This window comes from Acinetobacter sp. RUH 2624 (genome assembly GCF_000162375.2).
GTDB classification, from domain to species: Bacteria; Pseudomonadota; Gammaproteobacteria; order Pseudomonadales; family Moraxellaceae; genus Acinetobacter; species Acinetobacter nosocomialis.
In genome coordinates, this window is the sequence record NZ_KI391939.1 from 1,423,924 (window position 1) to 1,436,446 (window position 12,523).

Annotated in this window: 17 protein-coding genes; 10 read left to right on the top strand and 7 right to left on the bottom strand. The window is 34.6% G+C overall.

All coding sequences use genetic code 11. The features are described 5' to 3' along the window. Positions 1–24 precede the first annotated feature (24 nt). The 9 genes from HMPREF0014_RS13370 to HMPREF0014_RS13415 all read left to right on the top strand — a co-directional run bounded on the left by HMPREF0014_RS13370 (position 25) and on the right by HMPREF0014_RS13415 (position 7,040). Positions 25–882: a hypothetical protein gene (locus tag HMPREF0014_RS13370; protein ID WP_004886791.1), complete on the top strand. Its 858-nt coding sequence runs from the start codon at positions 25–27 to the stop codon at positions 880–882. A gap of 41 nt (positions 883–923) precedes the next feature. Next, a complete protein-coding gene (locus HMPREF0014_RS13375; protein WP_004886789.1) occupies positions 924–1,568 on the top strand; it encodes an SOS response-associated peptidase family protein in 645 nt (214 codons plus the stop codon). Between the two features lie 115 nt (positions 1,569–1,683). Next, positions 1,684–2,181, top strand: coding sequence for a translesion error-prone DNA polymerase V autoproteolytic subunit (gene umuD, locus HMPREF0014_RS13380; protein WP_004886785.1), 498 nt, complete (start codon positions 1,684–1,686; stop codon positions 2,179–2,181). Beyond that, positions 2,178–3,476 (top strand): Y-family DNA polymerase, encoded by a 1,299-nt coding sequence (locus HMPREF0014_RS13385; RefSeq protein WP_004886782.1) that lies wholly within the window; start codon positions 2,178–2,180, stop codon positions 3,474–3,476. The genes umuD and HMPREF0014_RS13385 overlap by 4 nt, the downstream gene beginning before the upstream one ends. Before the next feature lie 36 nt (positions 3,477–3,512). Then, positions 3,513–3,851, top strand: a complete 339-nt coding sequence (locus HMPREF0014_RS25935) for a hypothetical protein (protein WP_020992239.1) — start codon at positions 3,513–3,515, stop codon at positions 3,849–3,851. 5 nt (positions 3,852–3,856) lie between these two features. After that, positions 3,857–4,679, top strand: a protein-coding gene (locus tag HMPREF0014_RS25410; protein WP_076611894.1) for an IS5-like element ISAba27 family transposase whose coding sequence is annotated in 2 segments (ribosomal slippage) — positions 3,857–4,237 and positions 4,239–4,679 — 822 coding nt in all. Because the reading frame shifts where the segments join, the coding sequence is not laid out codon by codon here. A gap of 145 nt (positions 4,680–4,824) precedes the next feature. Then, entirely contained in the window at positions 4,825–5,415 is a 591-nt protein-coding gene (locus HMPREF0014_RS13405; protein WP_006581335.1) for a hypothetical protein, read from the top strand. Positions 5,416–5,559: 144 nt separating this feature from the next. After that, a complete protein-coding gene (locus HMPREF0014_RS13410; RefSeq protein WP_004886776.1) occupies positions 5,560–6,402 on the top strand; it encodes a PAAR domain-containing protein in 843 nt (280 codons plus the stop codon). Further along, complete coding sequence (locus HMPREF0014_RS13415; RefSeq protein WP_000760440.1) at positions 6,399–7,040, top strand: hypothetical protein; 642 nt, start codon at positions 6,399–6,401, stop codon at positions 7,038–7,040. The genes HMPREF0014_RS13410 and HMPREF0014_RS13415 overlap by 4 nt, the downstream gene beginning before the upstream one ends. A gap of 125 nt (positions 7,041–7,165) precedes the next feature. Here HMPREF0014_RS13415 and HMPREF0014_RS13420 read toward each other — a convergent pair whose 3' ends face one another. From HMPREF0014_RS13420 to HMPREF0014_RS13440, 6 genes are all read right to left on the bottom strand, one after another. Beyond that, positions 7,166–7,936 carry a TIGR02594 family protein gene (locus tag HMPREF0014_RS13420; protein ID WP_004886774.1) on the bottom strand — a complete coding sequence of 257 codons (771 nt, stop codon included), beginning with the start codon at positions 7,934–7,936 and terminating at the stop codon, positions 7,166–7,168. Beyond that, positions 7,933–8,220, bottom strand: a complete 288-nt coding sequence (locus tag HMPREF0014_RS13425) for a holin (RefSeq protein WP_001279704.1) — start codon at positions 8,218–8,220, stop codon at positions 7,933–7,935. The genes HMPREF0014_RS13420 and HMPREF0014_RS13425 overlap by 4 nt, the downstream gene beginning before the upstream one ends. 121 nt (positions 8,221–8,341) lie before the next feature. Beyond that, the gene (locus HMPREF0014_RS0206355) at positions 8,342–8,560 is read right to left on the bottom strand and encodes a hypothetical protein (protein ID WP_000887468.1); all 219 of its coding nucleotides are present in this window, start codon (positions 8,558–8,560) and stop codon (positions 8,342–8,344) included. Next, complete coding sequence (locus HMPREF0014_RS13430) at positions 8,553–9,248, bottom strand: hypothetical protein (RefSeq protein ID WP_004886771.1); 696 nt, start codon at positions 9,246–9,248, stop codon at positions 8,553–8,555. Before HMPREF0014_RS13430 ends, HMPREF0014_RS0206355 begins: the two co-directional genes overlap by 8 nt. Positions 9,249–9,286: 38 nt before the next feature. After that, complete coding sequence (locus HMPREF0014_RS13435) at positions 9,287–10,042, bottom strand: hypothetical protein (protein WP_006581333.1); 756 nt, start codon at positions 10,040–10,042, stop codon at positions 9,287–9,289. A gap of 87 nt (positions 10,043–10,129) precedes the next feature. After that, positions 10,130–10,378, bottom strand: a complete 249-nt coding sequence (locus tag HMPREF0014_RS13440; protein ID WP_000594623.1) for a transcriptional regulator — start codon at positions 10,376–10,378, stop codon at positions 10,130–10,132. 201 nt (positions 10,379–10,579) lie between these two features. Between HMPREF0014_RS13440 and HMPREF0014_RS13445 the strand changes: the two genes are divergently transcribed. Then, positions 10,580–11,479 carry a phage antirepressor N-terminal domain-containing protein gene (locus tag HMPREF0014_RS13445; RefSeq protein WP_004886766.1) on the top strand — a complete coding sequence of 300 codons (900 nt, stop codon included), beginning with the start codon at positions 10,580–10,582 and terminating at the stop codon, positions 11,477–11,479. A 158-nt stretch (positions 11,480–11,637) separates the two neighbouring features. Here HMPREF0014_RS13445 and HMPREF0014_RS13450 read toward each other — a convergent pair whose 3' ends face one another. Then, on the bottom strand, positions 11,638–12,351 hold the full coding sequence (locus HMPREF0014_RS13450; RefSeq protein ID WP_006581332.1) for a hypothetical protein: 714 nt from the start codon (positions 12,349–12,351) through the stop codon (positions 11,638–11,640). Positions 12,352–12,523 lie beyond the last annotated feature (172 nt).

A 12,523-nucleotide genomic window follows, 5' to 3' on the forward strand; every position in this document is an offset into this window, starting at 1 on the left:
TAATATTTTACTTACTGAGGATTTATGTTTAGTTTAGAGCCACAAAAAAAAATAGCCTTTTGGAAGGAGTTAGATTTCTACAAAGAGCATTGGAGTATGATTATTTTTATTCCTGCTTTTTTAGGAGGTATATTTCAAATTTTTAAACTATACTCTATTGATCCATCTTTTATTAGGTTTTTTTCAGTAGAGCAAGTTATACCAGATGGGTTATTTATTTCATTCATAATTCTAACTGGTTTCCTATGTTATTTTTTATTTCACAATTTGTATAAATTTAATTTCAAACTGGAATTTGGTTGGAATATTAAGAATGTTTTTTTAAACATTAAAGATAGATTAGCTCTTCTAATATTTCTTGGAGTTTTACTTTTTTATATTTATATTTCAGAACCAATTTTTAATGAACCAACACCATTTATATTATTAACAATTCAGCTAGTCTTTGAAATTTTGGCATTATTTTGTATAGTAGAAATTATTTTTGTTATTACACTTCTCTTTATATTAAAAAATTCAAAAGATAAACAAAATCCCACTGATGAGGAAAGAAAGATTGCTATAAACAGATTATTCAATACTCATAATTCTGAAATTGTAATTCCACTTATTCTTCTACCATTAGTAATAATATTTTCATTATATTTTATCCAAAAAATAAGTACTATTTACTCCAAGGTTAATACTCTTCCACCAACCAAAAATGAACAAATCTTTCTCACCAAGACAAAAAAAGCCTTAAATTTAAATAATGATATAAGTATTGAATATTACAATGGAAAATATATTTTTTTAAAAATTACTGAGGAAAAAGGAAAGGAAAAATTACTTATTTTAAAAGGAGAGAGCTACATAAATTTAATAGACAAAGATGATAAGTAATCATAATTTTTTATTATTTATAAAGTTAATTTGGATTCCTTGTGTGCTCAAACTACGAACCTATAGCTAAAGATAGAATTCACTTGCTGGATCTCTTTGAGCCAACTTTTGATTATAAATCTCACATTTATCCCAACTATGAAGCCCCTCTCTTATTCTCTAAAAAAGAACAGATGGAATGGCGCTTAGCTCGTTTTGGTCTAGTAGCCCCGTGGGTTAAAGATCTTAAAAAGATACACAATACATATAACGCTAGAACTGAGACAGTTCATGAAAAACCTAGCTTCCGTAATGCTTGGAAGAAAAACCAATTCTGTTTAATTCCTGCAGATGTGATATTTGAACCGAAGTATATTAATAACAAGCCGGAATGGTGGGGAATTTATCGGAAAGATGATATGCCTTTCACTATCGCTGGCATTTACGAATATGCAGTAGTGAACGGTGAAGAAATCAGGTCTATGAGCATGCTCACTATTAATTCTGACCACCACCCTTTTATGAAGCAATTTCATGCGCCGACTGATGAGAAGCGCTCTATTATTGTTATTCCACCTGAATTAAGGGAAGATTGGCTTCACTGTAAACATGAGGAAGCAAAGGACTTTTTCCTAGATATGCCAGTTGATGAATTCACCGCTCAACCTCGATCAGAACTGAAGAATTTCCGACCAAATGCACAATAAAGAACGTCAATTTTTGACTTCTACTTGTTTATCCACAGCTTTTTAAATTTGAATTTAAGCTCATCTCTAGAATATCATCTTGAATATGTTACAAAATCAAGCTGGAGGATATTCTATGAGCGAAATTGCACCATCCATCATCCAGATAAAACCGTATCTCACACAAGGTATTGTTTTATCTGAGACCTTATCTATCAAGCAAGTTGTACCATCAACTCATCTACTCATCCCTTACGCATTAGAAAAAATCAATGCAGGTTTCCCCTCTCCGGCTCAAGATTACATCGATAAAGCGCTCGATATGAATGAGCACTTAATCAAAAATGCAACTTCAACGTTTATTGTCAAAGTTGCATCACTATCAATGCTTAATGCAGGTATAGATATTGATGACGAATTGATTGTGGATCGTAGTCTTGATGCAAAGCACGGCGATATTGTTATTGCACTAATTGACAATGAATTCACAGTTAAACGTTTAATGATTGATGAAAAAGGCCAATGGTTAAAAGCAGAAAATCCAGAATATAAAAATATTTATCTTTCTGAAGAACAGGAATTAATAATTTGGGGCGTTGTCACCTGCGTCATTAAAATGATAAGAAAATCATGAAACATGAAAACAAGGTCTTTTTCTTGATTGACGTCAATAACATGTACGTTTCATGTGAGAGAGTCTTTGATCCATCTTTGAATGATAAGCCTGTTATTGTGCTCAGCAATAATGATGGGTGCGCCGTGGCACGTAGCAATGAGTCAAAAGCCCTAAATATAAAAATGGGTGTGCCTCTTTTTCAAATTAAAGACATTGTTCAACAACATAACGTGCTCGTACTTTCAAGCAACTACGCAATGTATGCAGAAATGTCACGGCGCTTTCATACGATTCTTGCTTCTTACGTAACTGCAGAAGAAGTTGAACCGTACTCGATTGATGAGTGCTTTGTAGATTTCACAGCTTATGAAAAGAACTTTGATTTAGAAAAAGTCGGTCACGATATGCGAGCGAAGATCTGGAAATGGCTTGGTTTGCCCGTGTGCGTAGGAATAGGTCGCAGCAAGACGGAGGCAAAGATCTCCAACCATATAGCTAAGAAGAATCAAGGCTTTAATGGTGTTTGCGATCTCGTCAATATGGATCCATGCAACAAAGAATATTATTTTTCACAAATCGATGTTTCGGAAGTTTGGGGTGTAGGTCGTAAACATGCAAAAAAGTTGCATGCTATGGGGGTTAAAACTGTTTTAGATTTAGCATGTACTGAAGCACGCGAGATGCAACGTCATTTTTCTATTGTCATGGCCCGTACAATTAATGAACTACAAGGAATCTCATGTATTGAGATTGAAGATACTCCACCTTCAAAAAAACAAATAATAAAATCTTGTTCATTTGGTGCAAAAGTTACTGAGCTCTCTGACTTGAAAGAAGCGATAGCCATGCATGCACAAGAAGCTTGCAAAAGGTTACGTGATGAAGAGTCACTTTGTGGTTGTCTACTTGTATTTGTTCAATCAAGTCCTTTTGATGAAAATGTACCGTTTTATAACAAGTCAATAACCGGCTCATTTTCACAACCAACAGATTATGCGTTAGATTTCGTAAAAGCTGCAACAAAAATGGTATCTCAAATTTATAAAGAAGGTATTAGGTATAAAAAATGTGGGGTTATATTGACTGGGCTAGAACCTAAATCTGGTCACACTTATGACCTTCTCACAGATTTTGAAGCTATAGAAAAGAAAGAACAATTGATGAAAACACTAGATAACGTACACACAAAATTCGGGAAGAGAAAACTTGGTATAAGTACATGTTATGTACCAGGTCGCAATTGGTCAATGAGTAGAGATAAATTGAGTAGAAATCCTTTTCAGTGGGATGAGTTATTGACTATAAATGATTGATTGTTTTTAATACTAAAAATTTTTTTGGCGAACTCGATGATTGATAGAATATTTTTATTAGCATTCTTTTCTTTAACCCTATTTTCAATAATATACTTTACAAGTATTGAGCCAATTTATTATATAAATTTAAAAGATTTTTTAAAACTAACTCCAGAATATTTTCTTCCTACACTATTAATTTCCTTACTAGCTTTATATGTAACTGCTAGAAATTATTTAAGAAAGTCTGGAAATAGTATTGCAGCAACTTTTACACTTCGTAGTGATTTCTCATCCACTGAAAGATACATTTCTTCAATCATTTTAGTTAATAAAAAAGATAAGCCTGTCATAATTAGACCTCTTGCGAAAGTAAAAACCACCTCAATCTAAATTTCATGAGATATCAGAAATTAAATCGTTTTTCAGATTCTGAATTCCAGCGCTTGGTTGGTGTACCTCGACCAGTTTTTAGTGAAATGATCGAAGTTTTAAAAGAAGTAGAATCACTTAAAAAGAAATCTGGGCGTCCTCATACTTTAGCTATAGAGGATCAATTATTATTAACACTCAATTACTTACGGAATTACAGCACTCAATTGGAGTTGGCTGCAAATTACCATATCGCTGAAAGTAATGTGAATCGAACCATTAAAAAGGTTGAAGATGCATTGATGAAATCAAGACGGTTTACTCTGCCAAAACGAAGCATTACCACAGCAGACGAACAGTTTAACTGGGTCATTATTGATGCGACAGAATGTTCAATAGAACGTCCGAAAAAAAAATCAGAGTAAGTTCTACAGTGGTAAAAAGAAGAAACATACGCTAAAAGCACAAGTGATCTATCATCCGAACAGCAAACAAATCATAGGGCTAGATATATCGAATGGCAGTCAGCATGACATTAAATTGGCAAGAAGAACGGTTAAAAAATTCAAACATTGTAAATATGTTATGACCGATTTAGGGTACTACGGATTAGAGCAAGATGGCTTTAAATTATTGATGCCAATAAAGAAAAAGAAGAATTTACCCTTATTTGATGTTGAGAAAAAGTACAATAAAATGATTGGAAAAATACGAGTTGTGATCGAACATATTAATAGTCAATTGAAAACATTTAGAATATTAAGTGAACGCTATCGAAATAGACGGAAAAGATTCGGTTTACGCATTAACTTAATCGCTGCACTGGTAAATCGGATGAACTTGCAATAACGACTTTCGCAAGAGGTCTATTAATAAAATATTTATTAGAGTTGGTCATAATATTTATATTCAATTAATCGATGGTTATGATGAAACTTTTGTACTTAAGCCCTATGAAACCTTAAACCAAAAACTTGAACCACATTTCGTGTATATGGCGGGCGTAAAAATAATTGTTAATCTTCCAGATATTATTAATAATAAAAAAATAAAGAAAAAAATAGTCTTAGATACTACAGAAGGAATCGTTGTATGTAGCAATTTAAGATACAAAAAAATTATAAATAAAGTTTTGAGTCATTATTCCACAGGATTAATTATTAGACATAAAGGGCAATTTATAAATGGGATTCCAGTTGGAAATAATGTTTTATACTTTATTGAAATAATAACAAAGAATGGTGAAAATTCCTTTATTACTATTAGTAAAAATCCAGAAAGTTCACTATTAGAAGGTAAATTAAAGTTTGATACTGAACAATTAAAAATGGAAAATGGTACTTCACATATTAAAAATGTTATTGAAAAGGCTTTGGAAGATGGAGTGATTGATTGGCAAAATTTCAAAATACATTCTCAATTAGAAACTTTTGAGCATTATGAAGAATATGAAGAAATTGACCTAACCGATCAAAAAATGATTAGTTGGTTTGATTATCATATCAAGGCAAGAATATATACATATTTAAAAAACCGTGAAACTAGGAAAATTAACAATGACTATATTAAAAAATCAAAAAAATAGCCCTGCTTAGTCGACTTTCATATCAATATCAACACTCCGGCAAGTATTTAACTCGTGATCAGTACCGTATAATAAAACTATACAGCACTGTCTATTTCACTTTGTTAACATTCCTCGACTTCAATAAAATAAGATGGAATTGATTTGGCAACCCCATATATAACAATCGGCTGCCCCACCACAGGAGGCGGCCAAGTAATTTCAGGGAACAGTTTGTTTCTAATTGATGGCATTGCCGTTGCTTGTGTCGGTGATAAAGCAACCTGCCCAACACATAAAATTGTCGCAACGATTGTATCTGGCGATCCGAATATGCAGATTTTCGGTAAAGCTGCAGCTCGTGTTAATGACTCTCTTTCATGTGGTTGTAAGCTTCTACCTAAACAACATTTGGTCGTTCAAGACAACGGCGGTGGATCCGCATCTTCTGCTGCTAAATCATCACCAGCCCCAATGTCTCAAAAACAACCAACAACAGACAGCTTTGTAAAAGATGAGTACGAGAATTACTACATAGAACAAAATAAAACAACAATGGTCCCATTCAAAACGATGTTAATGCCATACGATCAAGATAGAACAAATTTATTTGGTGTAATGTCACAAATGGTATCGGGCGCTTGTAACTTTGAAGTAACCCACCGAGTCAAAAAAGATCAACTCTTTGTAACTGCAACCCTATTACCACCTATTGTTAGAGCTGATGCAACAATCATCCCGCGTGCTGTGCTTCGCTTATTTAAGAAAGATAAACAGATAAGTGACACGATCACTTTAAAAGTCGGTAAAGGGTACTGGAATACTGCAAATGATAAACAACCTGTAGGTAGTTGCGAGATTAAGCTACCCGCACCAGACTTAGAAGTAATTAAGGCAAAGCTTACAATGAAATATGATGCGAAATTTGATGGCGGTGTAGTCGTAACTTCTCCCCCAGACGTAACTTATGAGTTTACAATAACTTCGGCGGCAAGACGTAAAGCATGAAAAAGTATTTAACCCTATTTATCATTGGCTCAGCACTTCTAAGTGGATGCAGCAATGCATCTGATAACACTAAAAATTCTGAAGTAAAAACTGAGACCCCTGCGCCTAAAGCCTTATCTGCTGAAGATCAGAAAATTATTAATAAACATAATGAGTACGTTCAAAAATACTCTATGGAAGATAAAGAAGTCTTTCAAAAGCATATGCGAGAGATACTTCCTGAGGTCGATAAAATCACAGATAAGCGAAAACGTGAGCTTCTTCAGATGAATATATATATGATTTTGAATGACTATGATAAAGCTCACGCCTTAAATGATAAGCAGCTAGTAGAGAAACCAAATGACACAGCACGACTTACATTTAGATGTCAGTTACTTGCATTACAAGGGAAAGATGTCACTTCGATTAATAGGTGCTATGACTATGTGGCAGAGGTTCTAAAAGTAGAGCTGAACAAACCAGAAAATAAGAAGGACCCAAATTATAAACAAGCTGAATTTTCATACTTACTTGTAAAATATAAAGCTGGACACCTTGAATACAAAGAGAAAATGAGGAAATTCATTGATAGTACAAATGATGAAGCTCTAAAAGCCTCTTTAAAAACAGTCTACGATGCAGAAATAAATAATTAATAAAAAAGCCCTGAATATTCAGGGCTTTTTTTAAAGTGCTTTAACGCAAATAGATACGTTTACGTTGCTATTTATTGTATGGGCCGTACAGCCACATAAAAGAAAGCTCAGTAACAGTAACTTCATTAGGCTTCCAAAACCCTAGTAGCTGTTACGCCTTTTAATTGTGGCAATGTATAACGCTTACTTGCTGGTTGAGTTGTACGACCATACCATCTGAATTCTTGAAAGTCAGAGTCATTATAAAGTGCATAACAAACTTTATTTGACTGATTGCCTCCAAGGCATACTAACTTTCCAGACTTTTTGTCACGGCCAACTACAAAACAAACATGCCCACCACCCTTTCGAGTTTTAATAGCTACACAACCGTAAGCGGGTTTAGCTAATTTTGTACCATAATTCACATAATCCAATGCACGGTACCAATGCTTAGGATAAGCAATTCCAGCTGATTTCAAGCAATGTGCAACGAAGGTCCCACACCAAGCCGTTTCATCGTCAGCCCACCAAGCCTTTAGCTCCGAGAGCCATTTTAAAATAGTTGGGTTATGCTGTTTACCAGGTATTTCTTGAAGGCTAAGATGCTTTTTTGCTTCTGCAATCCAAGCTAATTCATCAGGCTTTGTTGGTGTTGGGATATTCAATAAAGAATTGATCCCTACTAACTGGCCTGTTAATTGCGGGCCATTAAGTCGTGGTTGAGAAATTTTCTTTCCAATCCATGACAGAACAAGCATCAAAGTACCAGTAACAAATGCATGATATTTTTCAGGAATAACTTCATAATCAACACCCCATTGTAGTGCTGGCAATAAAATTAGCATGATGAATGCACCTACGGCGGGTAACTTAACAGATAGATACTGCCAAGCATTGTTTTCAATTAACTTCATTCATCTTTCCTCTTTCGTAAATTATCTTGCTCTAGAGCTTCTAAAGCTTTGATTCGTAATTCGCTTTCTTTTTCACGTAATTCACTTTCTTTACGTTCTCTGCGGTCACGTCTCCACTGAAAAATGAAACTTATGAATAGGCCAACAACAGCCACTATTGCACCTGTATAGCTCAACCAATTAATTGAAGTTAAAGAACCAAATGCGCTTGCTAAACCACTCCAGAAGGTAGTTTTATTAGCAAAAGTTGTGACTGTGACTTCAATTGCCTGATGATCAGACATGACCTATTCCCCACGTTTCATTTGGAGCTATTTTTGCAAGTGTTATTGTTCTAAATAGAGTATGGTTCCAAATACAAAGCACGAAAAAAGTCTGAATTAATCAGACTTTTCTACATGAAAACTATCGGCCTCTACTTGCTAGGGCATTTAATCCCTTAATGACTTCTTGACCTAATTTTAAGAATACGTTGTGACGTTCAATTTCATTTTCTAAATACTTCTTGCGGTTTTCCCATGCTGATGAATTGAAGTAAGTACTTTCAAAACTCAAAGGCATTTTTAATGCATCCGATAAAGGCATTGGGCAGTTTTCAGAAATACTACTTGCAGTATCAAGCAAAAGATCGGTCCAACTCTTTGATGATTCCTGTAAAGACGGAAGCGGTGCGAAATCGTGCAGGCGCGTCATCTGCACCTCTTTCCACTAAAATACCGTGGTTATCAACGCTTAACCGTAAATGAGTAAATAACTCATTGTTTAAATTATTAAAGTCTTGATAGCACAAATCAAAATCACTAGCTGGCATTTTCTTAATGAAATCTAGCCGCTGCTTAAATTGTTCTTCAAATAATTGAGGGTTTGTTCTATCCGGCAATAAAGCTAAGTGTTCATGATTAGAATAACTCAACTGAAAAGCCATCATGCAGGCAATCCATTCAGCGACGTTCTTACAATTTGCCTCTAAGAACTCCACTTCCATTCCAATAAGCTGTCTAACTGTAATTCCATTTTGAGTAGTTTCAGTTTTCCAATTATTTTCTGATTGAAGGAAAACTTTAGACCAGTCTGTGTTCACCTCCAACATAGTATTACTTTGTTTTTCAAGATATTTAAGCAGCAATAAATACCGTTCCTGAATTGATAAAAGTAAAGGATCCACATTGTCTAATGCTGATTTCAGAAAAACTGAAAGTCTTTTTTCATTAAAATTTGGAGCAATGATAGATATTTTGAGACATTGCTCAAAACTAAGCTCTTGCATTTGGTAGGTATTTTCACCAACGTACACAGGGTCAAAAGTAATCATTAGTTGCCTCCATACAATGAATAAATGTCTTTTGAATCTCATGCAGTTCGACTCATCAAACTTATATTCACGGCCAAACTTAACCGGTTACCTTTCTCATCAATTGGCGCAACAATTGGTGCAGAAACACTTTCAATAATGAAAGGTTTATAAGTTTTGCCGTGAGTTGTCAGAGACACAAAGGGTGGGATTACACCTGAAAACAACCCTTCTAAAGTTGAGTTTGAGTCATTAACCACATTCTGAAGTGTAGAATCAGAAGATAAAGAAACTGGAAGACTCCAAGCCTCTAATTGCATGATCCTGTCTTCAACTTCTGTTTTCGCATCACTAAAGGCAAGGAAGAAAATAGAAAGGTTGAGCCGTACTGAAGAAGTAGATAGGAATACTTGAGTTGTATTCACTTTAGTTAGATTGGTACGCCCTTCAACGCTCTGTATAGCATCTTGAACCCCAAGTTTTGATAAAACTTGAGCTATAGGATTACTTTGCATCTGTTCAGCGACTTGTGATAGCTGACCTGATTGTAAGCCTGCCATGAGCATAGGCATTTTTAGCTCAGGATTGCTATTTTCAAACGGAGTTTGCCATTGGCTCTCAATGCTTTTATCACCGTCTGTTAATAAGGCTTTAATCACTGGCGAGCCAGCAATAGGATTCCCCTCTTTGTCACATAGAGAAAACTCTGCGTATTTGTGCTTTGAAATAGAACCATAGAATGGATCTGATTCATTACTTGGTAAATTAGTTTTTGCTGTATTTACAGCTGGTGCATAAGCTAAAGCTTTGGACATAAAAAAGCCCTACTCATTGAATAGGACCATTATTTACAAATATGAAAGTTTAAAAATTAGTTAGTTCCAACTCTACAAAAAATATTTTTAGTTTTCGATATCTTTATCATCACATTCAAGCCAAAAGACATCTTCAAACTTCTCGCATACACCAGCTTTTTTGAGTTCAGTGTAGATTAAAAAAGCCGTTTCAATTGTGATATTTTTTCCTTTTTCTGCGTCACTTATCTTCTTTCCCAGTACATGGTTATTTGAAATAAATCCGCATTGTTTCGCTAACTGATACGCCGTCATGCCGGCCTTATCTCGTAAGGCAATAATATTATTCTTAATCATCTCAATTCTCTAAAAAAGATAATTAATCATAACACAATAAGATTGCATTCTTTTTATATTTTAATTTATTTTAATATTGCATTATTTAAATACACTATATATAGTTATTCACAACAGGCTCTAAACCTGAAACAACAAAGCCCTTGCAGGCTACCAACCAAATGCAAGGGCTTCTATCAACAACCACGAAAGGATATTGATATGTCTAATTTATCATACATACCACAAGTTGTACCATTTCATGATGCAGAACTTATGATTATTGAACATCATGGGCAGCCTTATACACCAATGAAACCTATCGTTGAAGCTATGGGGCTAGATTGGAAAAGCCAGTTTGTTAAATTAAAAGATCGTTTCAGTGCAACTATGGTGGAAATCACCACAGTTGCCAATGATGGGAAAAGTCGCTTAATGACTTGCTTACCTGTCCGAAAATTAGCTGCATGGCTTTACTCAATCCACGCCAACAAAGTCCGGCCTGAACTTCGTGAAACTGTCATCATGTATCAAAATGAATGTGATGACGTGCTTTGGGACTATTGGACAAAAGGGCAGGCAATCAATAACCGTCTTACCATTACGCCTGAACAACAACATGCACTACACGAGATAGTTGACCGCCGTGCTGGTAAAAACCGTAGTCAACGTGCATCTATGTGGGTTCGTCACAACAGACACTTTGGTATAGCTAAGTACAGTCAATTGCTCTCAGTACACTTTGATGAAGCCAAGCAGTATTTAGAGGCAATCAATGTGGTTGAAAAGTCTGAGTCGGATCCATTAGAACGGCTTGAAAATCTTTTAGATAGAGTATCTGCTCGTTATCCAGCATTGGAAAACCCACTGGCATATGAAATTGCCCAGCAAGTTGGAGAAAAGCTTAAGTATCAATCTTCAACTAGGCAAAAGAACTTTTGGATTTCAGTGCAGGAAAATGGTGCTGTTGCAGTACATCAATACACTTCACATCATACACCTGTAAATGTCGTACAACTTCGGGAGAAATTCAATCAACTATGGGATTTTTTACATAAAGATGAGGTACTTGAATTAGGTAAAGTTTTAAAGAGGTTTCCCTATGAACCTATCAGAGGATAAGGGCATATAATTATTTTAAGATGTTCCACCAGAACTCCCCAAATTAAGAAAACCAGCTAGATAGCTGGTTTTCATTTGTTAAGCACCTTACGAACAGTTAAATGATTTCCCTTGATTTATCGATTACTTTTTTAATTCATGTCTTTTTAACTAAAGCTTTAGCTATTAGATCTATATTTTTGGTCCAATATCTTAAACTTTAGATACTGACTTGGCCTGTAGCCATATTTCCACATTTTATACCATTGGTAAAATTCACTTTTTTTACTAATATTAAAACTACAGTTAATATGATATTCACTATATTGCTCAAAATTGAAATTATTTAAAATAGCACCTACGATTAATGCACCATTAGATATATAAGTATGCTGACCACATATTTCTCCATAGTAATCCTCACACATATGTTTTAACCCATAAGAACCTAACATATTATTATTTATATTCTTATTTTTTCCAAAATATGACATAAACTGCTGAGCATATTCTATTTGTTTTAACCAGTCTGTACTTAAAATTCGGCCTTCAATAAAATGCTGTTCATACTCTATTTTAGACATTCTATATTGACGTTGATAATAACGATCTGAAAATATTAATGGAGAATAGAATCCACCATAACCCAATAATGGGTTTTTTTTCAAAATATCTTCTACTTTCAAATGTAGAATTGAGATATCTTCATTAGTAAACTTAGCAACTGCTTTATGCCATGGGAGTTGACATTCTTTTTTAGATATTAAATCCAGCTCACATGAAAGTTGCGTACCATTTAGTTTTTTTGCTTCTTTAGCTAAAGCTCTAGCACGTTGACTGGTCAATCCTGAAGGAAATACGAAGTTCTTATCAGACATGATTATACGATCCATCTGTGTAGATAAAAATTAGACCACTCCAAAAATCTAGATCTATGATCCTAGCCAAAATAATGGACAGTACTTCCCTCTAAAGATAACGTAACGTTAACTTTGGAGATCCAAGAAATGGCCAAACGTTTTAGTGCTGAATTTAAACAGCAAGCAATTGATTATGCACTTTCAA

Coding starts and splice junctions, on each gene's coding strand:
- HMPREF0014_RS13370 (WP_004886791.1), top strand. CDS start 25: ATGTTTAGTTTAGAGCCACAAAAAAAAATAGCCTTTTGGAAGGAGTTA.
- umuD (WP_004886785.1), top strand. CDS start 1,684: ATGAGCGAAATTGCACCATCCATCATCCAGATAAAACCGTATCTCACA.
- HMPREF0014_RS13385 (WP_004886782.1), top strand. CDS start 2,178: ATGAAACATGAAAACAAGGTCTTTTTCTTGATTGACGTCAATAACATG.
- HMPREF0014_RS25935 (WP_020992239.1), top strand. CDS start 3,513: ATGATTGATAGAATATTTTTATTAGCATTCTTTTCTTTAACCCTATTT.
- HMPREF0014_RS13405 (WP_006581335.1), top strand. CDS start 4,825: ATGGCGGGCGTAAAAATAATTGTTAATCTTCCAGATATTATTAATAAT.
- HMPREF0014_RS13415 (WP_000760440.1), top strand. CDS start 6,399: ATGAAAAAGTATTTAACCCTATTTATCATTGGCTCAGCACTTCTAAGT.
- HMPREF0014_RS13420 (WP_004886774.1), bottom strand. CDS start 7,936: ATGAAGTTAATTGAAAACAATGCTTGGCAGTATCTATCTGTTAAGTTA.
- HMPREF0014_RS13425 (WP_001279704.1), bottom strand. CDS start 8,220: ATGTCTGATCATCAGGCAATTGAAGTCACAGTCACAACTTTTGCTAAT.
- HMPREF0014_RS13430 (WP_004886771.1), bottom strand. CDS start 9,248: ATGATTACTTTTGACCCTGTGTACGTTGGTGAAAATACCTACCAAATG.
- HMPREF0014_RS13435 (WP_006581333.1), bottom strand. CDS start 10,042: ATGTCCAAAGCTTTAGCTTATGCACCAGCTGTAAATACAGCAAAAACT.
- HMPREF0014_RS13440 (WP_000594623.1), bottom strand. CDS start 10,378: ATGATTAAGAATAATATTATTGCCTTACGAGATAAGGCCGGCATGACG.
- HMPREF0014_RS13445 (WP_004886766.1), top strand. CDS start 10,580: ATGTCTAATTTATCATACATACCACAAGTTGTACCATTTCATGATGCA.
- HMPREF0014_RS13450 (WP_006581332.1), bottom strand. CDS start 12,351: ATGGATCGTATAATCATGTCTGATAAGAACTTCGTATTTCCTTCAGGA.